This window comes from Roseicella aerolata (assembly GCF_020523605.1).
In the GTDB taxonomy this organism is placed as follows: domain Bacteria; phylum Pseudomonadota; class Alphaproteobacteria; order Acetobacterales; family Acetobacteraceae; genus Paracraurococcus; species Paracraurococcus aerolatus.
Map to the genome: position 1 here is coordinate 1 of NZ_JAJAQI010000014.1, position 26,397 is coordinate 26,397.

A 26,397-nucleotide genomic window follows, 5' to 3' on the forward strand; every position below is an offset into this window, starting at 1 on the left:
AGGCCTGCCCGCGACGCCACGCCATCGAAGCCTCCAGCCCAAGCTGGACACCTACGAATCACACCACCTCGCGCCGCAGCCAATCACAAGCCGATTCCAGCCAGGGCTACTCGGGTCTAACGCCCCGCCGCGAGCTGGCGGTTCTCCAGCCGGCTCAGCAGCCGCACCACCGGCCAGAGCAGCAGGAAGTAGATCACCGCCGCGGCCATGATCGGCGTCGCGTTATAGGTGACGCTCTGCGCCTGCCGCGCCTGGAAGAGCAGTTCGGGCATCGCCACCACGCTGGCGATGGAGGTGAGCTTCACCACCTCCAGCGTGTTGCTGATCAGGTCCGGCAGCACGTTCCGCACGGCCTGGGGCAGGATCACATGGGCCATGGCCTGGCCGCGGGTCAGGCCCGTGCTGCGCGCCGCCTCCATCTGGCCCCGCGGCACGCTCTCGATGCCCGCCCGCAGGATTTCCCCGTAATAGGCGCCGGTATTGAGGAAGAAGCCGATCGCCACCGCGCCGAGCGCCGAGACCTCCAGCCCCGCGAAAGGCAGGCCGGCATAGACGAAGACCAGCAGCACCAGCGGCGGCAGGGCGCGGAACAGGTCGACCCAGGCCATCAGCGGCCAGCGCACCAGCGGGTGGCGCACGGTGGAGAGCAGCGCGAGGATGACGCCGCCGAGCAGGCCGAGCGGCACCACCACGGCGGAGAGCAGCAGGGTCATCTGGAAGCCCTGCCAGAGGATCGGCCAGGCCTGCTCCAGGATCTCGAGCGAGAAGAAGGCGGTCAGGAAATCGTCCAGCGTGATCTCCATCGCCTTACCTCTTCCACGCGAAGCGCGTCTCGATCCAGCGGCCCGCGATCACCACCGGGAAGAACAACACGATATAGGCGACGGCGCCGAGGGTCAGCGGCGTCGGGTTGAAGGAGAAGGAGACACCCGCCTGCGCCGCGCCCAGGATCTCCGAGACCGCGACGACGGAGCCGAGCGCGGTGCCCTTGGTGATGGCGATGGTGCGGTTGGTCAGCGGCGGGATCACCATGCGCACCGCCTGCGGCAGGATGACGTGGCCGAGGGTCTGGAGGAAGGAGAGGCCGGTCGAGCGCGCCGCTTCCCACTGACCGCGCGGCGTCGCGGTGATGCCGGCCCAGAAGATCTCCTCGGCGAAGGCCATCAGCACGAGGGAGAGCGAGAGCCAGGTGGCGGCGAAGCCCGAGAGCTGCAGGCCCGCCGCCGGCAGGCCGAAATAAAGCAGGGCGATGATCACGAGCGGCGGCAGGGCGCGGAACAGATCGACCGTGAAGACGATCAGCCAGGTCAGCGGCCGGATGCCCAGGCTCCGCAGCACCGCCAGCGCCAGCCCGGCCGCGAGCCCGGTCGCGATGATGCAGAGCGCGAGCAGGATGGTCAGCCAGAAGCCGTCGATGATCCTCGGCAGGTATTCCCAGGCCACCTTCGCGTTGAAGAAGGAGTCGAGGAAGCGGTCCCAGCCGCTCATGCCGCGATGCCCTTGCAACGAAACCGCCCGCGGGTGCAGACCTGCGGGACCTTGCCATGGAAGCCCATGCGATGACCTTGTCCGGACGCGCCACCCTGCCGCTGCTGGCCCTGCTGATGCTGGCCGCCTTCGGCCCGCCACCGGAGGCGGAGCGCGCCATCCCCGGCGGCAGGCCGGGCTTCATCAGCGATGGCGCCAGCGGCTGCTGGATCTGGGTCGGCGGCCTGCCCGCCTCGGCCGAAGCCGTGACCGGCCACTGGACCGGCGCCTGTCCGGAAGGCCCGGCCGAGGGCGAGGGCCGCGCCGTGACGACCTGGCGCGAGGAGGGGCAGGAGAAGCAGATGGTCTATGAGGGCCCGCTCCGCCGCGGCAAGGCGGAGGGGCGCGGCCGGCTCTCGCATTACGAGAGCGGCCAGCTCCGGGTGCAGGAGGAAGGGGAGTACCGGGACGACTATTTCACCGGCGGCCGCTTCACCATTCCCGCGGCAGGCCTGGTCTATGAGGGTGGCTGGTTCCGGGACGGCCCGCACGGCCAGGGCCGGCTGATAGTGAACGGCCGGACCTTCGAGGGGCGGTGGGAGCTGGGCTGCCTCGATACGGGCGGCGCCTGGATCGCCTTCACCCGCCCGCCGAAGAGCTGCGCCGACCAGGCGACCTGACGGCATGCTCAGTGCCGCTCGATCTGGCCGATGAAGGCGCGCGTCCGCTCATGCCGCGGCGCGCCGAAGATCTGCGCGGGCGGCCCTTCCTCCACGATCCGGCCATCGGCCATGAACACCACGCGGTCGGCGGCGGCCTTGGCGAAGGCCATCTCGTGGCTGACCACCACCATGGTCATCCCGTCCTCCCGCAATTCCCGCATCACCGCCAGCACGCCGCCCACCAGTTCGGGGTCCAGCGCCGAGGTCGGCTCGTCGAACAGCATCACCCGGGGCTCCAGCGCGATGGCGCGGGCGATCGCCACGCGCTGCTGCTGCCCGCCGGAGAGCTGGCCGGGATAATGGTCCGCCCGGTCCGCGAGGTGCACGCGCTCCAGCGCCGCGAGGGCGCGCGCCTCGGCCTCCGCCTTTCCCTTGCCCTGCACCTTGCGCAGCGCCAGCGCGACATTCCCGAGCGCGGTCATGTGCGGGTAGAGGTTGAAGGACTGGAAGACCATCCCGATGCGCTGGCGCGCCTTGTTGATGTCGGTCTTGCGGTCCAGCAGGTCGATGCCGTCCACCATGATGGAACCGGAGGAGGGCTCCTCCAGCCGGTTCAGGCAGCGCAGCAGTGTCGATTTGCCGGAGCCGCTGGGGCCGATGACGAAGACCAGCTCCCGCTCGGCCACCACCAGGTCCACGCCCTTCAGGACATGGAGCTGGCCGAAATGCTTGTGGATGCCGCGCGCCTCGACGATGGGGCGCGCCGTTGGCCCGGTCACGGGGCGCGCGTCAGCCTGCGCCAGGCTCACGAACAGGCCGCGGTGTTCGGCGTCGCATCGTAGCCGGGCAGGCCGGGCGGGCCGAAGCCGGGGAAGACGACGCGCTCGGCATCATCCTCCTTCGGCTCGGCGCCGAACCACTTCTTCGACAGGGCGGCGATGGTGCCGTCCTTCTTCAGGCATTCGATCACCTGCTCCATCTGGTTGCGCGCCGCGGCGCTGTCCTGCCGGAAGGGGGTACCCCAGTGCAGCCGCGTCCCCGGCAGCACGAAATCCGCCACGTATTGCGGGCTGCGGGTCGCGCTGTACTTCACCACGGTGTTGCCGGAGAGGTTGGCATAGGCCCGCCCCTGGATCACCGCCTGCGCCGCATCCGCCTGGCTGTCGAAGGCCAGCAGCGTCAGGTTCAGCCGCTCGGCATTGCGGGTCACCCATTGCTCATAGGGCGTGCCCTTGTTGACGCTGATCGCCTTGCCGCGCAGATCCTCCTCGGACTTGATGGGCGGCGTGCCGCGGCGGATGCCGAATTGCAGCTCGGTCCAGAGATAGCCCTCGGTGAAGAGCAGGTTCGCCGCCCGTTCCGGCGTCACCGTGGTGGGGGCGCAGAGGAAGTCGTAGCGCCCGGCATTCATCGCCGGGATCAGGCCGGAGAAGCTGGCCGAGGTGATCTCGACCGGCCGGCCCATCCTCTTCCCGATGGCGTCGAACAGGTCGATCTGGAAGCCCTGCACCCCGCCCTGCAGGCTGGGGAAGGCATGCGGCGCGAAGGTGCCGTCCACCCCGCAGCGCAGCGGCGGCTGGCCGGAGCCGGTGGCACCCACCGTGATGGTCTGCGCGGCGGCGGCCGTTGCCAGGCCGGCGGAGAGCGAGAGGGCGGCAAGCAGCAGGCGCATGTCGTTTGGGCTCCGGCAGGGCGGGTGATGCGGCGGCAGGTTCCCGCATCCGTCCCGGGGGCGCAACCGGGCGGGGATGGGCGCATGGGCAGTCCGGCACCTGCCACTGCCCGCGCCTTGGGCGGGTTCGCGCCGGCCTGCCCAGGGCCTCGGCAGGCCCGCATCCCCCTCCCTGCCATGAAATCGCCTCAGCCTTTCCCCCTTCGCGCCAAGTCCCGGGTGTTCAAGGGGGGCACGGGCGCTTCGCCCGGGCCGGGAAGCCAAGGGAACCTCGCCGCCATGCAACGCATCGCCTGCACGCTGATCGGGAGCGCACTGACGCTGATCACCGCCCTCGTCGGGCTGCTGCTGAGCGATGCGCTCGCCCCGGGACGGGTGCCGCCCATGCTGGCCTTCTGGGGCGCCTGCGGGTCCGGCGCGCTGCTGATCGCGGGCCTTGCCCTGCTGGAATTCGGCCCGCGCGAGGCCGTGCGCCGCACGGTTGGCTAAGGCCGCGGCGCCCGCCCACCTCCAGGCCCGCCTCAGGCGGGCGGGCCTGCCCTTGATCCGGCACGCGGCCGGCCGGCACCGCGGCGCGGCGCCGGGCCGCCTGCGTCACGCCCGGCAGGAGCCGGGCATTCCGCCGCCCGGCCTCAGAAGGCGAGCTGGCTGCGCAGCCCGATAGTGTGGAAGCGCTCGCCGATCTGGGTCGTCCCCGCCGCGTTCAGCCGGTCCACATTCACGATGTTCCAGTTCAGCACGAAGCGCAGGTAGTTGTTGGGGTACCAGGAGAGCGAGGTGCCGATGATCTCCTGCCGCCCGCCGAAGACGCCGCCGGTCGCCGCCTGTGGCCGGCCGCGCGTCACCCGGTCGTTCAGGTCGGCGAGGCTCCAGCGCAGCGCCAGCTCCCAGGCGCCGGCCCCCCCGCCCTGCAGGCTGAAGGGATTGGCCGGATCCGGCCGGCGGAAGGCGGCGCTGCTGGTGCTGTAGCGGCGCGGCTCGCCGGTGATCACCCAGCTCGCCTCGACATAGCCGCCCTCGAACGCCAGGTCCGGGCGCGGCGAGGTCCCGGACTCGGACTGGTCCACGCCGATCCGCACATACTCGCCCTGCAGCAGGAAATTCCGCCAGCGCAGGCCGAATTCGGGGCCGACGGTCCAGGCGCCGTCGGCCGGCAGCCCGCCGGTGTCGATCAGCCGGGTCTGGTCGATGCGCCATTCCGGCCGGTCCCGCAGCCGCAGCGACTGCCCCTCGGAATCGCGCCGGATGTCGAAGGCGTAGGAGCCGGTGACGCCGAGATGCAGGTCGGCATCGTCATCCGTCCAGGGCCGGCCGGCGACGCGCAGCATGGCGCCGGTCTGCCCCGTGGTCGCCTGGCTGTCCTCGTTCGAGCCGTAGGAATCGCCGGTCAGATAGGCGGAGGCGAACCAGCGCTCCGCCGCCCAGCGCCCGCCGATGACGGCGCGCGCATCGCCGGCGGCGATGTTGCGGGCGATCTCGATGATGCTCGGCCGCTCCAGCATCAGGAAATCGTTCGAGCTCATCGCATCGCCGAGCCCGAAATGCGGCTTGTAGTAGCCGAGGGTCAGCGTGAGCGGCCGGACCGGCGACCAGTTGAAATTCGCCTCGTAAAGCGTCGGCGTGCCGTCCGGGGAGCCGCCGAAATCCGGCGTGAGGTTGAGCTGGAAGTCGTCATAGCGGAAGCCGAAGAGCAGCCTGCCGCGGCGGAGATTCTGGCCGAAGGTGTCCAGCCGCTCGCCCGGGCTGTCCGCCGCGCCCGGCTGGCCCTGGATGGCGCCGCCGACATCCCACTGGACCTGCCCGCCCATGAAGGCCTGGAAGCGGCCATCGGCCGAGCTGATGGTCGGCCTGCCATCGCGGAAAGCCAGGCGGACCTGATCGGGCGGCGGCGCCTCGGTCAGGCGCGGCGGCGGCGGGGTGGTGTCGAGCCGGCGCTGCGCCGCCTGCGCCTCGCTGCGGGCCTGCGCCGCCTCCTGCCGCGCGGCGCGGGCTTCCGTCTCGCGCGCCTGCATGTCGCGGCGCATGCGGGTCAGCTCGCCCTGCAGGGCGCGGATCTGCCGCTCGATCGCCTCCATCCGGGCGGCATCCTGCGCCCGGGCCGGGGGGGCGCCGAGGGCAAGGACCAGGCCGAGGCCGCCGAGGGCGATCCCCGCCGGGATCCGGTGCGCGATGCTGGCCATGGAACACTCCCCCTTCCTGCGCGTGGCGGAAGCCGGTTCTGCCCGCCCGCTGGCGCTTCCGCAGGCGGCGAACGCAGTCGTTTCCGTGACTTTGCATGCGCGGCATGGGTGGCGAGGCGCGACGGGTTCACCTCAGCGCGAGGAGAGCCTCCCCTGCACATCGGGGCGGAACCGCCTGGGCATTCCGCAACCAGCGGGCGACAGCCATTATCCATGCCATGGCACGAATGTCACAGCCGGCGCGCCTCGCGGGCCAGGGTGTCGCCTCCCGCCGCTGTGTCGGCGCCGGGCCGCGATCCGCGCGATGCTGTCCCGGCCGGCCGCAGGCCCATGGCGCGCGGCCGGGCGGGAAGGGAAATTTCAGCCATGCAGCATGAAGCCTCCACCCTCGTGGAAGCCCCGCCGGACAGCATCCCCTACACCGAACATGGCGACGGGCCGGGCGTGCTCGGCGGCCAGCAGACCGCCGGCAACCAGTCCCTGCCCCGGGGGCTCAGCGACGTCATCCGGGACAGGGGCATCAGCCCCGGCGACATCTTCCTCACCCTCCTGGGCGATGCCGATGTGCTCTGGGACCGGGCGGCGGGGGGCCATGACAGCCTCTCGGGCCCCGGCGGCACCTCCGTCCTCATCGGCGATGCGCAACTGATGCTGGACTTCGCCACGGGCGGCCGGGACGTGCTGCGGGCGAGCGGCAATTTCATCACGGCCTTCGGCGATGCCGAGATCATGGCGGACGACACCAGGGGCGGGAATGACGACCTGCTCGGCGGCGCCGGCCTCAGCGCGCGCGGGGCCGCGGTCAACGAATTGTACGGGGATGCCTGGCTCATGACCGGCCGCGCCACGGGCGGGAACGACCTGGTCACCGGCGGCGGCTCCTATCCCGGCAGCACGAACAGCCTGTATGGCGACGCCGGGATCCTGGCGGGCGAGGCGCGGGGCGGCAACGACACGCTGGTCAGCGGCACCAATGCCGACAACGACATGTGGGGCGATGCCGCAATCATCGCCGGGGAGGGCGTGACGACGGGCCGCGACGTCTTCGTCATCAGCCCCTTCAGCCAGGCGAACCGCATCCATGACTTCGAGCAGGGCCAGGACCGGATCGACCTGACCGGCTATGCCAGCCAGGGCATCCGCGGCTTCGCGGACCTGCAGCCGAAGATCCAGGTGACCGAGTCCGGCAGCTTCATCCTCTTCAGCCGCACGGAGAGTGGGCCGCCGAGCCCGGTGGTTGAGAACACCCTCACCGTGCTCGACCTCTCCACCCTGACGGCCGCGGACTTCCTCTTCGGCTGAGCCGCGGCCGGGCATCCTTCCTGGGGGCGGCGTCACGCTGCGGGGCGTGCGCGCCCCCTCGGAGACCCGCGCTACCCGGCCTCGGGGTAGAGTCCGCGCAGCCCGGCCTCGGAGGCGTCGCAGCGCCCTCGCTCAGTGATCAGGCCGGTGACGAGGCGGGCCGGCGTCACGTCGAAGGCCGGGTTGGCGGCCGGGCTGCCCTCCGCCGCGACGCGGATGGTCTCCAGCCGGCCATCTGCGGTGCGGCCGGTCAGGTCCGTCACCTCCGCCTCGGCCCGCTCCTCGATCGGGATCTCGGCGACGCCGTCCCCGACGCGCCAGTCGATGGTGGAATGCGGCAGCGCCACCCAGAAGGGCACGCCGTTGTCCCGCGCCGCCAGCGCCTTCAGATAGGTGCCGATCTTGTTGGCGACGTCCCCCGTCCGGGTCACCCGGTCGGTGCCGACGATGCAGAGATCGACCTCGCCATGCTGCATCAGGTGGCCGCCGGCATTGTCGGCGATGACGGTATGCGCCACGCCGTGCTTGCCGAGTTCGAAGGCGGTCAGCGCGGCGCCCTGGTTGCGCGGCCGGGTCTCATCCACCCAGACATGCACCGGGATGCCCTCGTCATGCGCCTGGTAGATGGGGGAGAGGGCGGTGCCGTAATCCACCGTCGCCAGCCAGCCGGCATTGCAATGCGTCAGGACGTTCACCCTCTCGCCCGGCTTCCTCGCCGCGATTTCCCGCAGCAGGGGCAGGCCGTGCTCGCCGATGCGGCGGCAGGTCTCGGCATCATCGTCGGCGATCGCCTGGGCCTCGGCATAGGCGGCCGCCACGCGCTCGCCCGCCGGCAGGTTGTGCAGCCGGGCGCGCATGCGGTCCAGCGCCCAGCGCAGGTTGATGGCGGTGGGGCGGGTCTCGCCCAGCATCGCCACCACCCGGTTGAGGCTCTCGGTGGAGGCATCGGCGCGCAGGGCCAGGGCGACGCCATAGGCCGCGACCGCGCCGATCAGCGGCGCGCCGCGCACCTGCATGGAGCGGATGGCATGCGCCACCTGCTGCGCATCGGTCAGGCGGAGGATGTCGAGCTGCCAGGGCAGCTTCGTCTGGTCGAGGATGCGGACGGACCAGCCATCCGCATCCACCCAGACGCTGCGATAGGGGGTGCCGTCGATCTTCATGGGGCCCCAGATGCGGCGGGCGGGGCGGAAAGTAAACCGCCCGGGGCGCGGCGCCCAAGCGGGGCGGCGGGCCGGCCTGACCGGCGCCCGGGCCGAAGCGCCGGCCATTGCAGAACCGGATGGCATGCGGGGCGCGCGCCGCAATCGCCGGCCCGGCCGTCTCCTGCCAGCGGCATGGCTGTTCCATTCATGCCGGACGCCGGAACGGGCGCCGCCGCAACTGCGGCATCGCCGGGGTTTGCGGGGCAGACCGCCCGGCGATCGGGGGGACCGTCGATGGGCTGCCATCCACGGCCCCAGGCCTCAGTCCAGCAGCAGCCGCATGCCCGGATCGCCCTTCGCCATGGCCCGCCGATAGGCCTCCCGCCCGCCGATCCGTTGCAGATAGGCGCGGATGGCGGGGTAGGGCGTGACATCCACCGGGTGGAAATAGCGCATGGTGGTCAGGGTGAAGCCGATCATGATGTCGGCTGCGGTGAATTCCTGCCCCGCCAGCCAGGGCACGGCTGCCAGCCGGGACTCGACCAGCCCGAGCGCGCGGTCCAGCCGCCCCTGCATCGCCTGCCGCACCGGATTGTCCGCCGGCAGGTTCAGCCGGCCGAGGATCATCATCCGGCCCATGGCAGGCTGCAGCGTGCCGTTGGTGAAATGGAACCAGTAGAGGTAGTCGGCGAAGGCCGGGTGCTGCGGGCCGGGCGCCAGCCGCCCGCCGCCATGCCTCGCCAGGATGTATTCCATGATCGCGGCGGATTCGGCCAGCACCAGCCCGTCCTCGGTGATCACCGGGGCGGCGCCGATCGGGTGCAGCGCCTTCAGCTCCGGCGGCGACAGGATGGTCACCGGGTCGCGCGTGTAGTGTCGCAGCGCATAGGGGATGCCCAGTTCCTCGCAGAGCCAGACGATCCGCTCCGACTGGGACTTGCCCAGGTGATGCACGGTGAGCATGGCCTTTCCCCTCCCGGCGGGCGGGCCGCGCCGCGCCGCCGCCCTGCATCGGCCGGAATCACGCCCGGCGCAACCGGCCGGCGCGGCAGGCGTGCCGCAGCGGGCCGGTTTTCGCGTGTTGCGCGCAAGCTCTGCTTGCGCTCCTGCCGCCGCCGGGCGATGCCGTGGCCCGTGGGGCGGCCGCGCCTGCCGTCCCGGCCCTGTAGCAGAGAGAATGTCCTATGAAGATCGCGCCGGCTGCCGTCCTGGCCCTTGCCGTCCTCGTGGCCGCCTGTTCGGATTCCGCGGAGAATGCCGCGACCAGCGGCGCCGCCGCCGGCCAGGCCGGCCTCGCCGGCTCGGCGCTGCCCGGCGGCGGCCAGCGCGGCGCGGCCCGCCCCGGCTCGCAGGAGGACCTGGCCGCGACCGTGGGGGACCGCGTCTTCTTCGGGACCGACAGTGCGACCATCGGCGCCGACCAGCGCCCAACCCTGCAGCGCCAGGCCCAGTGGCTGGCCCAGTACCGGCAGGTGCAGGTGACCGTCGAGGGCCATGCCGATGAGCGCGGCACCCGCGAGTACAACCTGGCGCTCGGCCAGCGCCGCGCCAATGCGGCGCGGGACCAGCTCGTGACCAACGGCGTGGCCGGCTCGCGCATCCAGACCATCAGCTACGGCAAGGACCGCCCGGCCGAGCTCGGCTCGGACGAGCAGGCCTGGGCGCAGAACCGCCGGGCGGTCACCGTCGTCCGCTGAGGCGGTTCGCGCCCGGGCGTCGCCGTCCGGGCGCGTGAGGCCGCCTCATGCCCGCAGCCCGGTGGCGGAGCTTCGGCCGGCTGCGGGCGCAATCCGCTGCTATGCGGGGGCCGGGGCGTCGAGGCCCGGCCCGCCTGCCCTGCCACGCCGACCTTGGCACGCCGACCTTGGCACGCCGACCTTGGCACGCCGACCTTGGCACGCCTGCGGCCCAGCCGCCTCGGCTGGTGGCCGCCCCGGCCGGGCCGGGCGTGGTCTCCGGCGATGGCGGCAGCAGCGCCGCCGGGTCCGGCATCGCGCACCCCCCCTGCCCTGGCGCGCGCCTTGCTACCCTGTCCATGCCGTCCGGAGCCCAGCCACGCATGCCCCCACCCCCCTTCGTCCAGGTCGAGCAGGTTTCCATGCGCTATGGCGGCCTGGAGGGGACGCTCGCCCTCCAGGCCGCCGACCTTGCCGTGGCGCGCGGGGAATTCGTGGCGGTGGTCGGCCCCTCCGGCTGCGGCAAGTCCACCCTCATGCGCCTGGTCACCGGGCTGTGGCCCGCGACGGCCGGGCGCGTCACGGTGGATGGCCGGCCGGTCAGCGGCCCGGTCGCCATTGCCGGCATGGCCTTCCAGAACCCCACCCTGCTGCCCTGGCGGAGCATCCTCGACAACGTCATGCTGCCGCTCGAGGTGGTGGAGCCGCATCGCCGCCAGCTGCGGCGGGAGCGAGCGCGCTACGAGGCGGAGGCGCGGGAGCTGCTGGCGCAGGTCGGCCTCGCGGGGTTCGAGCAGAAATACCCCTGGCAGCTCTCGGGCGGCATGCAGCAGCGCGCCAGCCTCTGCCGCGCGCTGATCCACCGACCGGCGTTGCTGATGCTGGACGAACCCTTCGGCGCGCTCGACATCTTCACGCGGGAGGATCTCTGGGCGGTGCTGCAGGAGGTATGGATGGCGCGCCGGCCCACCGTCATCCTGGTCACCCATGATCTGCGCGAGGCGGCCTATCTGGCCGACCGCGTGCTGGTCATGTCCGCCCGCCCCGGCCGGATCATCGCGGAGCGGGAGGTGGGCTTCCAGCGACCCCGCCGGCTGGAGGACACCTACGCGCCGGAATTCCAGGCGCTGGTGCATGAGTTGCGGGACCATATCGCGGCCGCCCGCGAGGAAGGGCCGGATGCGGCGCGGCGGGAGGCGGCCGATGTCCGCTGACCCTGCCCTCGCCCGGGCCCGCCGGCGCCGGCGGGTGGAGGCGGCGCTGCCCTGGCTCGTCACCCTCGCCGCCTTCCTGCTCTGGGAGGGAGGGGTGCGGATCCTCGGCGTGGCGGAGTTCATCCTGCCCGCCCCCAGCGCGGTGGCGCTGAGCATCCAGAAATGGTGGTGGCCGATCCTGGAGAATGCCGGGCAGACGCTGTTCACCACCGTGCTCGGCTTCCTGCTGGCCGTCGCCTTCGGCCTGGCGCTCGGCGTCGCCATCGGCTCCTCCACGCTGCTCTATCGCGGCCTCTACCCGCTGCTGATCGCCTTCAACTCCGTCCCCAAGGTGGCGGTGGTGCCGGTGCTGGTGATCTGGTTCGGCATCGGCACCTGGCCGGCCGTCATCACCGCCTTCCTGATCAGCTTCTTCCCCATCGTGGTGAATGTCGCGACCGGCATCGCCACCGTGGAGCCGGAGTTGAAGGACGTGCTGCGGGCGCTCGGCGCGAAGCAGACGGACATCATCCGCAAGGTCGGGCTGCCGCGGGCGATGCCCTATTTCTTCGCCTCGCTGAAGGTCGCGATCACCACCGCTTTCGTCGGCTCCATCATCGCGGAGACGGTCGCGGCGAATGCCGGCATCGGCCACCTGATGATCGTCGCCTCCTCCCGCTTCGACGTGCCGCTGGTCTTCGCCGGGCTGGTGGTGACAGGCGTGATGGGCGTGCTGATGTATGCGGTCGCGGCGGCGATCGAGCGGCGCACCACCGGCTGGGCGATGCGCGGGCAGGACGGGACGGGGCTGGCGGTCGGGGGCTGACCCGCCCTCACCGCCCGGCAAGCGCCGCCAGGATGAAGCCCAGCACGCGGTCCGCCGCGACTTCCGTGGTCCGCGCATCCGGCTGGGACCAGGCACGGCGGCCGTTGCCGGCGGGGTGCGGCAGCAGCACCGCACCGCCCGGCCGCACCATGGCATAGGCGTCCCAGCCATAGCCGGCGCCGGCCAGCACGCGGTGGCGCACCTCCCGCTGTGCCGGGAAGGCGCCGGCCACTGCGGCGCAGGCGCCCGGGTCGTTGGCCGCGTCCTCGTCGCCATGCAGCAGCAGGATGCGCGGCGCGCCGCCGACCCGCCGCGCCGCCCCGGCCAGCACGGCGTCGCAGCCCGGATAGAGCAGCACGAGCGCCGCGACGGGCCCGCCGGCGGCGAGGCCCGGCAGGATGCGGCGCGCCCCCTCCCCCAGCGCCATGAGCGCGACCTGCCGGGCATCCAGCCGCGGATCGGCGGCGATCGCGGCCAGTAGCGGCGCCAAAGGCGGGCCGGAGGGCGGCAGGCCGCCATTCTCCGGGTCCTCGCCGCCCGGAAGTTCCAGCAGCGCGATGCCGTTTTCCAGCAGGCGCCGGCCATAGAGTTCGGTGCGCGGTCCCGGGCCGTCGGCATCCGGCAGCAGCAGGACGACGGGCATGGGGCGGTCCGGGCTGCGCCGCGGCGGCAGGGTCAGCAGGGCGCTGTCCGCCCCGGTCAGCCCGACGACCTCGGTCGCATCGCCGCCATCGGGCGCCGCCCCCGCCCATGCCGGCGGGCCGCACAGGACAAGGACAGGGGCCATGAGGGCCAGCCATGTCCGGCGCCAGGATCGGGGCTGGCATTGCATCGGACCGCCTCCGAGCGTCATCGTGCGCCGCAAGACTGGGGAACCGAAGCGGTAGCGACTGTGCCGCGGATCACATCGCGGGATCGTGCTCGGGCCGCATGCAGGGGCCGGAGCCGCGCGGTGGTCCACATGCCCACCCCTACCGTGCCCGGTTGACGCGGCGCCGCGCGCGGCCGGAGAAGGACCCATGACCCGCGCGCTTCGCCTCGGCATGCTCACCCCCTCCTCCAACACCGTGCTGGAGCCGCTGACGGCCGCCATGCTCGCCGACCTGCCCGGCGCATCGGCGCATTTCGCCCGCTTCCGGGTGGTGGCGATCGATCTCGGCGAGGGCTCGCGCGCGCAGTTCGACCTCTCGCCGGTGCTGGCGGCGGCGGAGCTGCTGGCGGATGCGAAGGTGCATGCCATTTGCTGGAACGGCACCAGCGGCTCCTGGCTCGGCCTCGACCAGGACCGCACATTGTGCGAGGCGATCACGGCACGCACCGGCATCCCGGCGACCACCGCGACGCTGGCTCTGCTGCGCGCCTTCGCCGCCCTGGGCGCGCGGCGGATCGGCCTCGTCACCCCCTATCTCGCGGAGGTGCAGCAGGCGATCGCCGCGCGCTTCGCGGAGCAGGGCCTGCAATGCGTCGCCGAGCGGCACCTGGAGGATCCCGGCAACTACAGCTTCGCCGGGCATGACGAGGCGGTGGTCGCGCGGCTGGTGCGGGAGGTGGCGGCGGCGGGGCCGGAGGCGATCGCCATCCACTGCACCAATTTCCGCGGCGGCCGCATCGCCCCGGCGCTGGAGGCGGAGCTCGGCATCCCCGTGCTCGACAGCGTCGCGGTCTCCCTCTGGGGCGCGATCGGCGCGGCGGGGGCGGAGGCGGCGCCGCTGCGGGCGCATGGGCGGGTCTTCGGGCTGCGGTGGTAGACGGGCGGCCGCGGACATGGCGATGCCCGGGCCCACCGGGGGCATCGCCCCCGGGCGGAGGGTTGCCGGGGGGCGGAGCCTCCCCGCAACCCTCCGCCCGCGTCAGGCCGTCGCCTCGCCCGGCGCCCGCTTCGCCGTGGCAGGCGTCTTCGCCCTGCGCTCGAACAGGCCGGCGATGCCGCGCGGCAGGTAGAGCATGAACAGCACCAGCAGCAGGCCATAGACCAGTGGCGCGGCGCCGGTCAGTTCGGTGCCGAAGCCGATCCGCAGGCCTTCCTCCAGCCCGATGGTGATGGCGGCGCCGATGGTGGGACCGAGCGGCACATACATCCCGCCGGCGATGGCACCGAAGACGATCTGCAGCGAGATGCCGAGGCCGGCGAGCGATTCCGGGTTCAGGTACTGCCGGTACTGCGCCGTCAGCGCCCCCGCCAGCGCGGCCAGCGTCACGGAGATGACGGTGACCTTCAGCTTCTCCGCCGTCACCTTGATGCCGATGGAGGCGGCGGCGTCCTCATCCTCCGAGATCGCGGCCAGCGCCTTGGAGGCCATGGAGCGGTCGAGCATCCGCCAGGCGAGGAGTCCCCCCGCCCAGGCGATGAGGGCGACCCACCAGAAGCCGGCCTTGTCGAACTGCATGGCGAGGAAGGCGCCGCCTTCCGGCGCCTTGGCCGGCGTCATGCCGAGCGAGCCGCCGGTATGCTCGCGGAGCGCGACGATCAGGATGCGCACGATCTCGCCCGCCGCCAGCGTGACCAGGGCGAAATAGTGTCCGACCACCCGCAGCTTGAAGGCGGGGTAGGCGAGCAGCACGCCGGCGAGGATCGCGACCGCGACGCCGATGGGAATGCCGAGCCAGGGGGTCAGCCCCAGCTCGTTCCAGAGGATCGCCATGGTATAGGCGCCGGCGCCGAGGAAGGCGCCATGGCCGAAGGAGACCAGGCCGAACCGCCCCATCATCGCCCATCCCGTGCCGGCCAGCGCCGTCAGCAGCATGGTGATGAGGAGGTGCATGACATAGTCGGGCAGCGAGAGCAGCGGCACGGCGGCGAGCGCCGCGAACAGGGCCGCCGGCAGGGCAAGACCGTTCATCGCGCGAAGAGCCCTTTCGGCCGGAGGAACATGACGATGATGAAGAAGGCGAAGGCGACGACATAGGAGAACTCCGTCGTGCCCCAGAAGCCGCCGACTGAGATGATCAGCCCCATCAGGAAGGCCGCGAGGAACCCGCCCAGCATGTTGCCGAGCCCGCCCATGACGCAGATCATGAAGGTGATCGGCCCGAAGGAGAGGCCGACGAAGGGATGCACATCGAGCTGCACCACCAGCAGGCAGGCGGCGAGCCCGGCCAGCGCACCGCCGACCGCCGAGGCGATGAGGTAGATCTTCTGCGGATCGACGCCCATCAGCGGCATCACTTCGCGGTCGCGGGCGATGGCGCGGATGGCGGTGCCGACATAGGTGAATTTGAGGAAGGCCCACAGGATGCCGGCGCCCACCAGGGCCGCGATGAAGGCCGCGAGCTTGGTGCCGCTGACGAAGACCTCGCCCACCTCCATCGGCGGCATGTCCACGCCGAGCGAGCGGAAATCGGTGGAGAAGACCAGCGTCGCCGCGCCCTGCAGGAAAAAGAGCACGCCGCCCGTCGCCAGCACCTGGTTGATCGGCGGGGAGCTCAGCAGCGGCCGCACCACGATCAGGTGCAGCAGCAGGCCGAGCACGGCGATGGCCGGCAGGCAGGCGGCGAAGGCGAGGCCGAGCGGCCAGCCGGCCTGGGTGTAGAGGAACCACACCGTGTACATGCCGACCATGACCAGCTCCGCATAGCAGAGCCAGACCACGTCCACGACGCCGAAGACCAGGTTCAGGCCGAGCGCCGGCAGGGCGAAGACTCCGCCGAGCAAAATGCCGTTGACGAGGGCTTCGAGGAAGAACGGATCCATCGGAAATCCTTGTGTTGGATCGGCCGCTTCAGGGCTCCGGGCCGCGCCTTCCGCCGGCCGGATGATGAGTGGTTGGACCGGCCGATTCACGGCCTCGGACTGCGCCCTGCGCCGATCGGACGGGTCATGATCGGACCGGCCGATTCACGGCTTCGGGCTGCGCCCTGCGCCGATCGGACGGTCAATGCCCCCCGAGATAGCTGCGGCGGATGGCGGGATCCGCGGCGAGTTCGGCGCTGCGGCCCTCTGCCGCCACGCGCCCGGTCTCCAGCACATAGGCGCGGTCCACCACGCGCAGCACCTGCGCCACGTTCTGCTCGACGATCAGCACCGTCAGCCCCTCCTGCCGGATGCGCTTCACCAGTTCGAAGACCTGCTGCACGACGAGCGGCGCCAGGCCGGCCGAGGGCTCGTCCAGCAGCAGGATCTTCGGCCCCGACATCAGGGCACGGCCGATGGCGCACATCTGCTGCTCGCCGCCCGACAGGGTGCCCGCCAGCTGGTGCCGGCGCTGCTTCATGCGGGGGAAGAGCTCATAGACATGGTCGCGCCGCTTCTCGAAATGCGCCCGGGCCGATTTGGTGAAGGCGCCGACCTTCAGGTTCTCCTCCACCGTCAGGTGCGGGAAGAGCCGGCGGTTCTCCGGTACGTGCGCGATGCCCAGACCCGGCAGCTCATGCGGCGGCACCCTGGTCAGGTCCCGGTCGCCATAGCGCAGCGTGCCGGCGCGCGGCCGGATCAGGCCGGAGATGACGCGCAGCAGCGTGGTCTTGCCGGCGCCATTGGGTCCCACCACGCCCACCGCCTCGCCCGGCTCGACCCTCAGGCCAACGCCGAACAGCGCCTGGAAATCGCCATAGCCGGCCTGGATGCCGGAGAGTTCCAGCCTCGGGCCCGCATCGGGTTTCAGTGCCGCGCTCATGCCGCCCTCGATTCCGGTGGGCCGAGATAGACCTCGGCGACCCTGGCATCCTCCTGCGCTTCCTGCGGCGTGCCGCGGAAGATGACCGCGCCATGGTCGAGGACCACCACCCGGTCCACGACGGAGAGCAGCACGCCCATGATGTGCTCCACCCAGACGATGGTGATGCCGCGCTCGTCGCGGATGCGCTTCAGCATGTCGGCGGCCTGGCGCATCTCCCCGGCATCCAGCCCGCCGAGCGATTCATCGGCCAGCAGCAGCTTCGGCTGGGTCGCCAGCGCGCGCGCCAGTTCCAGCTTCTTGAGGCCGGCGGCGCCCAGCCCGTGGGTCGTCGCCTCCGGGTCGTCCGGCAATTGCGCAAGGCGCAGCGCGTCTCGCGCGCGCCGCTCCGCCTCCGCCCGGTCGATATGCCCGGCCGCGCCGTAATGCGCCGCGAGGGTCGCGTTCTCCAGCAGCGACAGCTTGCGGAAGGGGCGCGGGATCTGGAAGGTGCGGCCGATGCCGCGCCGGCAGGTCTCGTCGGCGGTGAGGCCGCCGATCTCCTCGCCGGCCAGCTTCACCGAGCCCGCGCTCGGCTTCAGCATGCCGGCGATGCAGTTGAAGGTGGTGGACTTGCCCGAGCCGTTCGGCCCGAGCAGCCCCAGGATCTCGCCCTGCGCCACGGTGAAGGAGACGGCGGCGACGGCCGTGAAGCCGCCGAAGCGTTTCGTCAGCTCCTCCACCTGCAGCAGCGGCGCGCCGCCGCCCGCCATGTCAGGACCGCAGCGCGTAGGCGTGGCCGGGCGGCAGCGGCAGCACCGGCGGCACGCCGATCGCGGTCGGCCAGATCACCCGCGACTTGGCGTTCTCGAACTGCATCACCACGGCGATGCTGCGGGCATTCTGGCCCGCCATGGCGGCGCCGGGCGGCTCGAATTTCACGCCATAGCCCTGGATGGTGCCGCCGACCGGGATATCCACCTCCAGCGCCGCCTCCCGCAGCGCATCCGCGCTCAACCCGCCGGTCTTGCGCACCGCCGGCTTCAGGACGTGCTCGAGGAAGATCCAGGTGTTGTTGAAGCCCATGGAGGCATGCGGCGGCAGGTCGCGCACCTGGTGCTTGGCGGCGAACTTGTCCACGAAGGTCTTGGCGAGGTCGCCGATGCCCGGCTGCAGCTTGGACCAGTCCAGCATCTGGGTCGCCGCCGGGTCCACATTGCACATGTGGTTCACATCGGCCCCGAAGGTGTCCCAGAGCCGGTCGATCTGCGACCAGCCCGCGCCATGGCCGATCAGCATGCGGAAGCGCAGGCCGCCCGACTTCGCCTGGCGCAGGAAGAGCGTGATGTCCGGATTGTAGCCCACCTGGAAGATGACATCCGGCCGCTCCCGCCGCAGCTTGGTCACCAGGGTCGAGAGATCCGGCGCGCTGGCGGAATACGCCTCCTTCAGCACGATCGGCATGCTGCGCTGCTTCGCATTGGCCTCGATCGCCGCGGCGACGCCGGTGCCGTAGGGCCCGTCCTCGTAGATGACGGCGAGCTTTACCTTGTCCGGCGCGATCCCGAGCTTCGACTGCGCATGCTCATGGATCATGGAGACCGAGCCCTCCCCGTACTGGTCGGAATGCACGGTCGGGCGGAAGACGTAGCGGTAGTTCTTGTCCTTCAGCACCGCGGTGGCGATCGCCGAGGTGATCCACATCATCTTCCGCTGCGCCTCGAACCGGCCGGAGAGCGGCACGGCATGGGCGGAGGAATAGATGCCCGTCACCACCTCCAGCCGCTCCTGCCCCAGCAGGCGCTCGGCCTCGTTGATCGCGACATCGGCCTTGCTCTGGCTGTCGGCCGTGACGGCGACGATCGGGCGGCCATCCACCCCGCCGCGCTCGTTGAAGAGCTCGATCGCCACCTCGGCGCCCTGGAAGAGCGGGACGGAGCCGGCGCCGGCGAAGGGGCCGGAGAGGTCGGTCATGACGCCGATCCGCAGCGGGTCGCCGCCGCGCGCCGGGCCGGTCTGGGCCCGCGCCGTGGCGGGCACCGTGGCGGCGAGGCCGAGCCCGGCCCCGGCCTGGAGGAGCGTGCGGCGCGAAGTCCCGTTGCTCTGCATCCTTGTCGTCCCTCTCTCCCATGGCCGCGCGCGGGGTTTTCCCCATCGGGATCGGCAGGACGGCGAAGCGACGGATGCATGGCGGGCGGCACGCGCGGTGCCGGTCTTTCCTGCGACGTCTCCCTCGCCGCGCCCTTGCAGCCGCGCAGCCCTTGGTGGAGAGCAGACGATGCCCGCGCCGGGCCGTCAAGCGGCAGCGGCGCGCGGCCGTCCTGCGCACGGAAATCCGGCGCGCCGGAGATCAGGCCTTGCGGAAGCGGGCGACGAAGAAGCCGTCCATGCCGCCGCGCTCCGCCCAGAGGTCCGGCCGCGTGCGCAGCGTGCCGGCCGGCGTCACCGCCGCGGCGAGGCCCGGCACCTCCTCGGCCCGCACCGGGTCCGGGATCAGGCCGAGCGCCTGCGCCGCGGCCAGATGCCCCTCCCCTTCCTCCGGCTGCAGGGAGCAGGTGGCAAAGACCAGCCGGCCACCGGGCGCGAGGCGCTTCGCGGCGGCCTCCAGCAGGCTGCGCTGCAGCCCGGCCGCGCTCGGCACATCCTTCGGGCGCTTGAGGTAGGGCACGTCCGGATGGCGGCGGATGGTGCCGGTCGCGGTGCAGGGCGCGTCCAGCAGGATGGCGTCGAACTGCGCGCCGCCGGCATCCCATTGCGCCGCATCCGCCACCACCAGCTCGGCCGGCAGCTTCAGGCGGTCCAGGTTCTCGCGCAGCCGCGCGGCGCGCTTCGGGTCGCGCTCCACCGCCCAGACCTGCGCGCCGGTCGCCGCCAATTGCGCGGTCTTGCCGCCGGGCGCGGCGCAGAGATCGGCTACGCGCTCCCCGGGCCGTGCCGCCAGCAGCCGCGCCGGCAGGGCGGCGGCGGCGTCCTGCACCCAGAAGGCGCCCTCGGCAAAGCCCGGCAGTTCGGTCACGCGCGTGCCGGCCGGGTAGCGCCAACCACCTGCCGGCAGTTCTTCCCCACCCTCCGGCGCCGCGGCACCGGGCTTCAGGCTGAGATCGAGCGGCGCCTCGACCCGGTGCGCCGCGGCGATGGCGCGCACCGCGGGGCCATAGGCGGCATGCCAGGCGGTCCAGAGCCAGCCCGGCGTGTCCAGCCGCTCGGCATCCAGCCCCTCCAGCGCTGCCGGCCCTGCCTCCGCCACCCGGCGCAGCACGGCATTCACCAGGCCCGCGAAGGGCGCCGGCACCAGGTCCACGGCGCTGCCCACCGCGGCGTGGGGCGGCGTGCCGAGCAGCAGGAGTTCGGCGGCGCCGATGCGCAGCGCATGGCGGACCGCGGGCGGCGGCTCGCGCCGCAGGAAGGGCTCCAGCACCGCGTCCAGCGAGCCCGCCCGGCGCAGCACCGCGGCGGCGATCCGGTGCCCCGCCGCCTTGTCGCGCGGGGAGAGGGCGGCGCCCGGCCGGGCCTCCCCCTTGCCCCGCACCTTGTGGGGCTTGCCGTCGGTCGGCAGGGCGTCCAGCGCCTCCTCGAGCGGGCGGTGGCGGACCAGGACGGCGTCGAGCAGGGCGGCGGCGGCGCGCCGGGCAGGGTTCTGCGGGGGATTGGCCATGAGGCCGCCGTTTATGGCCCGCGGGCCCCGCGCAGGCCAGAGCCGATCGCCGGCGGCGTCCAGGGCCCGGCACCCAGTGACCAAGGGCCTGAATCTGCTCAGAAAACAAGCAGATAGCGTGTTTTGCTTCTATCACCCGGCGACGAAACGCGCTATCGCGCGCCCCCATGCATATCCCGGCGCCGTCCAGCCCCGACCGCTCCCTCGGGGCCCTGCCTGATGCGCTCCAGCGCCGGCCGCGGCTCGCGCTGGTGCTGCTCTGCCTGGCTCTCTGGCTGCCGGGCTTCTTCAGCCTGCCCGCCACGGACCGCGACGAATCCCGCTTCGCCCAGGCGACCAGGCAGATGGTCGATACCGGCGACTATGTCCGCATCCGCGTCGGCGAGGAGGAGCGGAACAAGAAGCCGGCCGGCATCCACTGGCTGCAGGCCGGCTCGGTCCATCTGCTGGAAGCGACCGGGCTCGGCGAACGGGGCGACATCTGGGCCTATCGGGTGCCGAGCCTGCTCGGCGGCATCCTGGCGGTGCTGGCGACCTTCCACTGGGGTCGCTCGCTGGTCGGGCGGCGGGCGGCCTTCCTGGGCGCGGCCATGCTCGCCTCCTCCCTGGTGCTGGTGGCCGAGGCGCATATCGCCAAGACGGATGCGGCGCTGCTGGCGACGGTCGCGGCCATCATGGGCCTCTTCGCCCAGGCCTATCTGCGGCCGGAGCAGTTCACGGCGCGGCAGGCCGCCGGCTTCTGGCTCATCCTCGGCGCCAGCGTGCTGCTGAAGGGCCCGGTCGGGCCCATGGTGCCGCTGCTGGCCGGCGTCACGCTGGCCATCGCCGACAAGGGGGCACCCTGGCTGCGGGCGCTGCGCCCGGGCTGGGGCCTGCCGCTGATGGCCGCCGCCGCCGCCCCCTGGTTCATCGCCATCGGCCTCGCGACCGAAGGCCGCTTCTTCGAGCAGGCGGTGGGCGGCGACATGCTCTCCAAGATCGGCTCGGGGGAGGAGAAGCACTGGGGCCCACCCGGCTTCTACCTGCTGACCTTCGGCATCGCCGCCTTCCCGGGCGCCTGGATCGTGCTCTGCGCCCTGCCCACCGCCTGGCGGGAGCGGCTGCACCCGCCGACGCGCCTCCTGCTGGCCTGGGTGGTGCCATCCTGGCTGGTCTTCGAGGCCGTGCAGACCAAGCTGCCGCACTACACCCTGCCGCTCTACCCGCCGCTGATGCTGCTCGGCGCCGCCTGGGCCATGGACCCGCTTCGGCACCTGCCGCGGCGCTGGTGGCGCGGGGTCGCGGCGGCGGCGCTGATCCTCACGGCGCTCGGCCTGGTGCTGGCGGCGCAGGCGGCCGCCCTGTTCACCTTGCGGGACATGTTCGTGACCGGGCTGCTGATCGGCCCGCTCGCCGCCCTGCTGGTCCTCGTCCTGCTCCGCACCGCTTGGCGGGGTGAATGGGGCCGGGCCGGGCTGCTCGGCGCGCTGCTCGCCATCCCGCTCTATGCCGCCATCCTGGAAGGGCTGGTGCCGCGGCTGCAGCCGCTCTGGATCGCGCCGCGCCTGGCCGCGACGCTGGAAGCACGCGTGCCCGGCCTCACCTCCCGCGATTTCGGCATCACCAGCCATGCCGAGCCCTCGGTGCTGTTCGCGGTAGGGGGCGAGACCAGCCTGCTGCGCACAGGGGCGGATGCCGCCCGCTTCCTCGCGGCCGGGCCCGGCCGGGTGGTCGCGGTGGGCGACCGGGCGGAGAAGGATTTCCAGGCGGAAGCGAAGGCGTTGTCGCTTCCGCTCCAGGATATCGGTAATGTCACGGGCTTCAACTACACGCGTGGTCGCTGGGTCACGCTGATGCTCTTCAGGCAGGGGACATGATCGACTGGGCCACCAATCTCGTCGCCTCGGGCGGCCTGTTCGGCGTCTTCCTGCTGATGGTGGCGGAGAACCTCTTCCCGCCCATCCCGTCCGAGGTGGTGATGCCGCTGGCCGGCTTCGCCGCGGCGCGCGGGCAGATGTCGCTGGAGGGGGTGATCATCGCCGGCATTGCCGGCTCCCTCACCGGCAATGCGGTGTGGTTCGAACTGGCCCGCGCCTTCGGGACCGACCGGATGTACCGCATCCTCGACAAGCTGCACCGCTTCACCCGGCTGGGCCGTGAGGAGGTGGGCAAGGCGGAGCTGGCGCTGCGGCGCAACGGGCCGGCGGCGGTGTGCATCGCCCGCATGATGCCGGGCATCCGCACCGGCATCTCCATCCCGGCCGGGCTGGTCGCCCTGCCGCGGCGGGTCTTCTATCTCTGGACCGGGGTCGGGACGATGATCTGGACCGGCGGGCTGGCGGTGGCCGGCTATATGCTGGAGGACAGGTTCGACCTGGTGGAGCGCTGGGCCGGGCCGATCGGCCTGACCATCATGCTCGGCGTCTTCACGATGATCGGCTGGCAGGTCTGGAAGGCCAGGCGCGCCGGCTGATCCCGGCCGGGGAACCGCCGCCTGTCATGGTGCCCGGGAGGCCGGCCTCCGGTCGCCGAGACAGCGCATGGCGGGCCGGGCCGTCCCGAGGCTTCGGCCGCGGCAGTGGCTGCCTATATCCCCCCGAGCCCGGCCGCGAAGGAGCCGGGCACCGGGAGAAGGGACATGGACCAGGCACGAGGAAATCCGCGCATTACGCGGCGTCCGCTGCTGCTCGGCATGGCGGCAAGCCTGTCGGCGTCCGGGGTGGCACGCGGCCAGAGTGGCACGGCATCCGACTGGCCAAGCCGGCCGGTGGTCTACATCAATGTTTTTCCGCCCGGCGCTGCCACGGATATCCTGTCACGCATCTACTGCGACAGGATGAGCCAGCTGGCGGGGCAACAGTTCGTGGTCGAGAACCGGAGCGGCGCCGGGGGCACAGTCGGCCAGGCCGCCATCGCCCAGGCTCCTGCGGACGGCTACACCCTCGGCCTTGGCAGCATCGCCTCGCTGGCGATCGCGCCCAGCATCCTTCCCGACCTGCCCTACGATCCGGCGCGCGACTTCACTTTCATCTCCGGCATCTGGAAGGTGCCGAACCTCCTCTTCGTCAACAACGACCTGCCGGCGCGAACGGTGCCGGAGCTGATCGACCTGCTCAAGAAGAGTCCAGGCAAATACACCTACGGCTCCAGCGGCTTCGGCACCTCGCCGCATCTCTCGATGGAGATGTTCAAGCAGAAGGCCGGGCTGGAGATCCTGCACGTTCCCTATCGCGGCGGCGCCCCGGCGATGCTCGACCTGCTGGCCGGGCGGGTGCAGCTCATGTTCGACAACATGCCGACGGTCATCTCGGCGGCCCGCGAAGGCAAGGTGCGGGCGTTGGCGGTGACCAGCGCGGAACGCAGCAAGGCAGCCCCCGAGATACCGACGATGACGGAGTTCCTGCCCGGCTTCGAGATCACCTCCTGGGGCAGCCTGGTCGGCCCGGCGGGGATTCCGGCGCCGGTCGTGGAGCGCCTGTCCTCACTGACCAGGCAGGCCCTGGAGAATGCCGAATTGCGCCGGTTCTTCGAGGAGAATGGCGCGACGACCTGGTGGACGAAGCCGAAGGAGCTTGCCCAGTTCCGGACGGCACAGGAGAAACTCTTCGCGGAGGTGATCCGCACGGCGGGCGCCAAGGTCCCATAGGCCGGCGCCGGCCGTGAAAGGCGCGCCGGGGTGGCCCGGCCCGGATCAGATCCGCAGAGCCTGGGCCCGCCCCGGCTGCCGCCTGTGCAGGGGGGCCCTACCCCACCCACTCGCCGCCGCGCATCAGCGGCTCCGCCCGGCCCTCGGCATCCACGCCGTCCACATCGGTCCCGGCCGAGCCGATCATCCAGTCCACATGGATCAGGCTGGTATTGGCGCCGCGCCGCGCGAGTTCCTCCTTCGACAGATCCTGGTCGAGGAAGCATTTCGAATAGGCTTGGCCGAGCGCGATATGGCTCGCGGCATTCTCGTCGAACAGCGTGTTGAGGAAGAGCAGCCCGCTCTGCGCGATGGGGTTGGAGGCAGGGACCAGCGCCACCTCCCCCAGCATCCGCGCGCCCTCATCGGTGCCGATCATCTGCTCCAGCACCGCCTGGCCGGTGCTCGCCTGCGCCTCCGTGATCCGCCCGGCCTCGAAGCGGACGCGGATGTCGCGGATCAGGGTGCCCTGGTAGGAGAGCGGCTTGGTGGCGGCGACCACGCCCTCGGTCATCCGGGCATCGGGGGTGGTGAAGACCTCCTCCGTCGGGATGTTGGGATTGCCGGTGATGCCGTTCTTCGCGGTGGAGAGGCCGCCCATCCAGGCATGACCCTCCGCCAGCCCGACCCGCAGGTCGGTGCCGGGCCCGCGGAAATGCAGCGCGGCGTAGCGCTTGCCGTTCAGCATGGTCCGCCGCGCCATCAGCCCCGCATTGTGCGCCGCCCAGGCCGCCACCGGGTCCGGCGCATCGACGCGGGAGGCGGCGAAGATCGCGTCCCACAGCCGCGCCATGGCCTGCTCCTCCGGCAGGTCTGGGAACATCACCTTGGCCCAGGCCGGCGTCGCGGCGGCGACCAGGCTCCAGTTGATGACGGTGCCGGAGATCAGCTCCAGCGCCGGCCGATAGGCCCTGGAGCGGGCGCGATTGGCGCGCGCCACCTTTCCCGGCTCCTGGCCGGCGAGCAGCGCCGGATCCTCGCCCACGATGGCAAGGCGCGCCGCGCCATCCCGGAAGGCCTGCGCCATGCCGTCGAACAGCCAGCCCGGCGCCTTGTCGAAGCTCTCATCCGGCGCGTGGCGGTAGCGCGCCAGCACCGCCTGGTCGTCCGAGAGGAAGGTCGTCACCAGCGAGGCGCCGGCGCGATAGGCATGCTCGGTGATGCGGCGGGAGAGGTCGAGCGCCTCGAGCGGCGCGGTCATCACCAGCTCCTGCCCCGGGGCGAGGTTGAGCCCGACCCGCACCGCCAGCTCGGCAAGGCGATCCAGCCGGGCCGCCTGCGACCGGCCGGCCTGCATATCAATCCTGGTATCCATCGGCATCCCGCCCCTGCGCTGGCCCGGCGGCTGCCCCGCCGGCCGTGTCCGGGCCAGCTTAGCGCAAGGAGGCGCCGGGCGGGACCGCCAGGCCGGCGATGCCGCCCACCGGGGCGTGGCGGCGCGGCCAGCATGCGGTCGGCTCAGCCCGGCGCCTCCGGCAGCGGCCGCGCCGCGGCGGCGAAAGCCGCCCAAGGGTCCTGCCGCTGCCGGGCCAGGCGCCGCGGCACGGTGCGGAGGGTGAAGCCGGCGGGGTCGAGCGCCCGCGTCACCTCCTGCCAGGCCAGTGGCGTCGCCACCATCGCCCCGGGCCGTGCCCGCGGTGCGTAGGAGCAGATGGCGGTCGCGCCCGGGCCGTTGCGCAGCCAGTCCACCAGGATGCGGCCCTTGCGCCTGGCCTTGGGCAGGCTGGAGACGAAGCGCTCTGGCGCCTCCGCCTCCAGCCTCTGGGCGAGGCCACGCGCGAAGCCGCGCAGCGCCGGCCAGTCCGCGCCGCCATCAAGCGGCGCCAGCACATGCAGCCCCTTGCCGCCGGTCGTGCGGCAGAAGGGAACGAGGCCGAGCCCCTCCAGCCGCGCGCGCAGGTCGAGCGCGGCCTGCACCACCGCCGCGAAGGGCGTGCCCTCCCCGGGGTCGAGGTCGAAGACCACCCGGTCGGGATGCGCCGGGTCGGCCTCGGTTGCGCCCCAGCCATGCAGTTCGATGGCCGCGACCTGGACGCAGGCGAGCAGGCCCGCCGCATCGTCGATGGCGAGATAGGGCTGGCCCTCGGCCTCCGCCGCCCGGATGGGTGCCGGCAGGCCGCGGCCGCCATGCTTCTGGAAGAAGCGCCCGCCGCCGATCCCCTCCGGGCAGCGCAGCAGCGCAAGCGGACGATGCGCGATCTCCGGCAGGGCGCGCGGCGCGACCTGCTGCCAGTAGGCCGCCAGGTCCTGCTTGGTGATGCCGGGCCAGAGCTCCCGTTCGGGACTGGTGAGGCCCGCGAGGGGCTCGGGCTTTCGGGTGCGGGCCATGCGCGCCGTTGCCGGGTGCGCCGGCGTGCCGCGGC

General features: G+C 72.2%; 26 protein-coding genes. 10 read left to right on the forward strand and 16 right to left on the reverse strand.

All coding sequences use genetic code 11. The annotated features are described in order from the left end of the window. Window positions 1-116: 116 nt before the first annotated feature. Window positions 117-803 (reverse strand): amino acid ABC transporter permease, encoded by a 687-nt coding sequence (locus tag LHA35_RS10815; protein ID WP_226608167.1) that lies wholly within the window; start codon window positions 801-803, stop codon window positions 117-119. Window positions 804-807: 4 nt separating this feature from the next. Next, the gene (locus tag LHA35_RS10820) at window positions 808-1,488 is read right to left on the reverse strand and encodes an amino acid ABC transporter permease (RefSeq protein ID WP_226608169.1); all 681 of its coding nucleotides are present in this window, start codon (window positions 1,486-1,488) and stop codon (window positions 808-810) included. A 71-nt stretch (window positions 1,489-1,559) separates the two neighbouring features. On the opposite strand from LHA35_RS10820, the gene LHA35_RS10825 reads away from it, so the two are divergent. Beyond that, on the forward strand, window positions 1,560-2,147 hold the full coding sequence (locus LHA35_RS10825; protein WP_226608171.1) for a hypothetical protein: 588 nt from the start codon (window positions 1,560-1,562) through the stop codon (window positions 2,145-2,147). A gap of 8 nt (window positions 2,148-2,155) precedes the next feature. On the opposite strand, the gene LHA35_RS10830 is transcribed toward LHA35_RS10825, so the two are convergent. Together LHA35_RS10830 and LHA35_RS10835 are read right to left on the reverse strand one after the other, a co-directional pair. Further along, on the reverse strand, window positions 2,156-2,908 hold the full coding sequence (locus LHA35_RS10830; RefSeq protein ID WP_338050856.1) for an amino acid ABC transporter ATP-binding protein: 753 nt from the start codon (window positions 2,906-2,908) through the stop codon (window positions 2,156-2,158). Window positions 2,909-2,934: 26 nt separating this feature from the next. Beyond that, a complete protein-coding gene (locus LHA35_RS10835) occupies window positions 2,935-3,801 on the reverse strand; it encodes a transporter substrate-binding domain-containing protein (RefSeq protein WP_226608173.1) in 867 nt (288 codons plus the stop codon). A 279-nt stretch (window positions 3,802-4,080) separates the two neighbouring features. Here LHA35_RS10835 and LHA35_RS10840 point away from each other — a divergent pair, with 279 nt between their 5' ends. Continuing rightward, window positions 4,081-4,290, forward strand: a complete 210-nt coding sequence (locus tag LHA35_RS10840; protein WP_226608175.1) for a hypothetical protein — start codon at window positions 4,081-4,083, stop codon at window positions 4,288-4,290. A 143-nt stretch (window positions 4,291-4,433) separates the two neighbouring features. On the opposite strand, the gene LHA35_RS10845 is transcribed toward LHA35_RS10840, so the two are convergent. Further along, window positions 4,434-5,981: an OprO/OprP family phosphate-selective porin gene (locus tag LHA35_RS10845; RefSeq protein ID WP_226608176.1), complete on the reverse strand. Its 1,548-nt coding sequence runs from the start codon at window positions 5,979-5,981 to the stop codon at window positions 4,434-4,436. Between the two features lie 366 nt (window positions 5,982-6,347). Here LHA35_RS10845 and LHA35_RS10850 point away from each other — a divergent pair, with 366 nt between their 5' ends. Beyond that, entirely contained in the window at window positions 6,348-7,283 is a 936-nt protein-coding gene (locus LHA35_RS10850; RefSeq protein WP_226608178.1) for a calcium-binding protein, read from the forward strand. A 71-nt stretch (window positions 7,284-7,354) separates the two neighbouring features. On the opposite strand, the gene mtnA is transcribed toward LHA35_RS10850, so the two are convergent. Beyond that, window positions 7,355-8,446 carry an S-methyl-5-thioribose-1-phosphate isomerase gene (gene mtnA / locus LHA35_RS10855; protein WP_226608179.1) on the reverse strand — a complete coding sequence of 364 codons (1,092 nt, stop codon included), beginning with the start codon at window positions 8,444-8,446 and terminating at the stop codon, window positions 7,355-7,357. A 303-nt stretch (window positions 8,447-8,749) separates the two neighbouring features. Next, window positions 8,750-9,391, reverse strand: coding sequence for a glutathione S-transferase family protein (locus tag LHA35_RS10860; protein WP_226608181.1), 642 nt, complete (start codon window positions 9,389-9,391; stop codon window positions 8,750-8,752). A gap of 221 nt (window positions 9,392-9,612) precedes the next feature. Between LHA35_RS10860 and pal the strand changes: the two genes are divergently transcribed. The 3 genes from pal (at window position 9,613) to LHA35_RS10875 (ending at window position 12,123) form a co-directional block, all read left to right on the forward strand. After that, entirely contained in the window at window positions 9,613-10,125 is a 513-nt protein-coding gene (pal, locus tag LHA35_RS10865) for a peptidoglycan-associated lipoprotein Pal (protein ID WP_226608183.1), read from the forward strand. Between the two features lie 362 nt (window positions 10,126-10,487). Continuing rightward, the gene (locus LHA35_RS10870) at window positions 10,488-11,318 is read left to right on the forward strand and encodes an ABC transporter ATP-binding protein (RefSeq protein WP_226608186.1); all 831 of its coding nucleotides are present in this window, start codon (window positions 10,488-10,490) and stop codon (window positions 11,316-11,318) included. Beyond that, window positions 11,308-12,123, forward strand: a complete 816-nt coding sequence (locus LHA35_RS10875) for an ABC transporter permease (RefSeq protein WP_226608188.1) — start codon at window positions 11,308-11,310, stop codon at window positions 12,121-12,123. Before LHA35_RS10870 ends, LHA35_RS10875 begins: the two co-directional genes overlap by 11 nt. 7 nt (window positions 12,124-12,130) lie before the next feature. Here LHA35_RS10875 and LHA35_RS10880 read toward each other — a convergent pair whose 3' ends face one another. Continuing rightward, entirely contained in the window at window positions 12,131-12,910 is a 780-nt protein-coding gene (locus LHA35_RS10880) for a dienelactone hydrolase family protein (RefSeq protein ID WP_226608189.1), read from the reverse strand. Between the two features lie 232 nt (window positions 12,911-13,142). Between LHA35_RS10880 and LHA35_RS10885 the strand changes: the two genes are divergently transcribed. Then, window positions 13,143-13,871, forward strand: a complete 729-nt coding sequence (locus LHA35_RS10885; protein ID WP_226608193.1) for a maleate cis-trans isomerase family protein — start codon at window positions 13,143-13,145, stop codon at window positions 13,869-13,871. Window positions 13,872-13,973: 102 nt separating this feature from the next. Here the strand turns inward: LHA35_RS10885 and LHA35_RS10890 are convergent, their stop codons facing one another. The 6 genes from LHA35_RS10890 to LHA35_RS10915 all read right to left on the reverse strand — a co-directional run bounded on the left by LHA35_RS10890 (window position 13,974) and on the right by LHA35_RS10915 (window position 20,370). Further along, the gene (locus LHA35_RS10890; RefSeq protein ID WP_226608195.1) at window positions 13,974-14,963 is read right to left on the reverse strand and encodes a branched-chain amino acid ABC transporter permease; all 990 of its coding nucleotides are present in this window, start codon (window positions 14,961-14,963) and stop codon (window positions 13,974-13,976) included. Next, entirely contained in the window at window positions 14,960-15,814 is an 855-nt protein-coding gene (locus LHA35_RS10895; RefSeq protein ID WP_226608198.1) for a branched-chain amino acid ABC transporter permease, read from the reverse strand. The genes LHA35_RS10890 and LHA35_RS10895 overlap by 4 nt, the downstream gene beginning before the upstream one ends. A 181-nt stretch (window positions 15,815-15,995) precedes the next feature. Continuing rightward, window positions 15,996-16,736, reverse strand: a complete 741-nt coding sequence (locus LHA35_RS10900) for an ABC transporter ATP-binding protein (RefSeq protein WP_226608200.1) — start codon at window positions 16,734-16,736, stop codon at window positions 15,996-15,998. Further along, on the reverse strand, window positions 16,733-17,488 hold the full coding sequence (locus tag LHA35_RS10905; RefSeq protein WP_226608201.1) for an ABC transporter ATP-binding protein: 756 nt from the start codon (window positions 17,486-17,488) through the stop codon (window positions 16,733-16,735). The genes LHA35_RS10900 and LHA35_RS10905 overlap by 4 nt, the downstream gene beginning before the upstream one ends. Window position 17,489: 1 nt before the next feature. Next, complete coding sequence (locus LHA35_RS10910) at window positions 17,490-18,824, reverse strand: ABC transporter substrate-binding protein (RefSeq protein ID WP_226608202.1); 1,335 nt, start codon at window positions 18,822-18,824, stop codon at window positions 17,490-17,492. A gap of 241 nt (window positions 18,825-19,065) precedes the next feature. Continuing rightward, on the reverse strand, window positions 19,066-20,370 hold the full coding sequence (locus tag LHA35_RS10915) for an RsmB/NOP family class I SAM-dependent RNA methyltransferase (RefSeq protein ID WP_226608203.1): 1,305 nt from the start codon (window positions 20,368-20,370) through the stop codon (window positions 19,066-19,068). A gap of 167 nt (window positions 20,371-20,537) precedes the next feature. Between LHA35_RS10915 and LHA35_RS10920 the strand changes: the two genes are divergently transcribed. From LHA35_RS10920 to LHA35_RS10930, 3 genes are all read left to right on the forward strand, one after another. Continuing rightward, complete coding sequence (locus tag LHA35_RS10920) at window positions 20,538-22,226, forward strand: ArnT family glycosyltransferase (RefSeq protein ID WP_226608204.1); 1,689 nt, start codon at window positions 20,538-20,540, stop codon at window positions 22,224-22,226. Beyond that, window positions 22,223-22,822 (forward strand): DedA family protein, encoded by a 600-nt coding sequence (locus LHA35_RS10925; RefSeq protein ID WP_226608205.1) that lies wholly within the window; start codon window positions 22,223-22,225, stop codon window positions 22,820-22,822. Before LHA35_RS10920 ends, LHA35_RS10925 begins: the two co-directional genes overlap by 4 nt. A gap of 165 nt (window positions 22,823-22,987) precedes the next feature. Next, window positions 22,988-23,995: a Bug family tripartite tricarboxylate transporter substrate binding protein gene (locus LHA35_RS10930; protein ID WP_226608206.1), complete on the forward strand. Its 1,008-nt coding sequence runs from the start codon at window positions 22,988-22,990 to the stop codon at window positions 23,993-23,995. 97 nt (window positions 23,996-24,092) lie between these two features. On the opposite strand, the gene LHA35_RS10935 is transcribed toward LHA35_RS10930, so the two are convergent. Beyond that, window positions 24,093-25,349 carry an aminopeptidase gene (locus LHA35_RS10935; protein WP_226608208.1) on the reverse strand — a complete coding sequence of 419 codons (1,257 nt, stop codon included), beginning with the start codon at window positions 25,347-25,349 and terminating at the stop codon, window positions 24,093-24,095. A 143-nt stretch (window positions 25,350-25,492) separates the two neighbouring features. Beyond that, on the reverse strand, window positions 25,493-26,362 hold the full coding sequence (gene ligD / locus LHA35_RS10940) for a non-homologous end-joining DNA ligase (RefSeq protein ID WP_226608210.1): 870 nt from the start codon (window positions 26,360-26,362) through the stop codon (window positions 25,493-25,495). Window positions 26,363-26,397 lie beyond the last annotated feature (35 nt).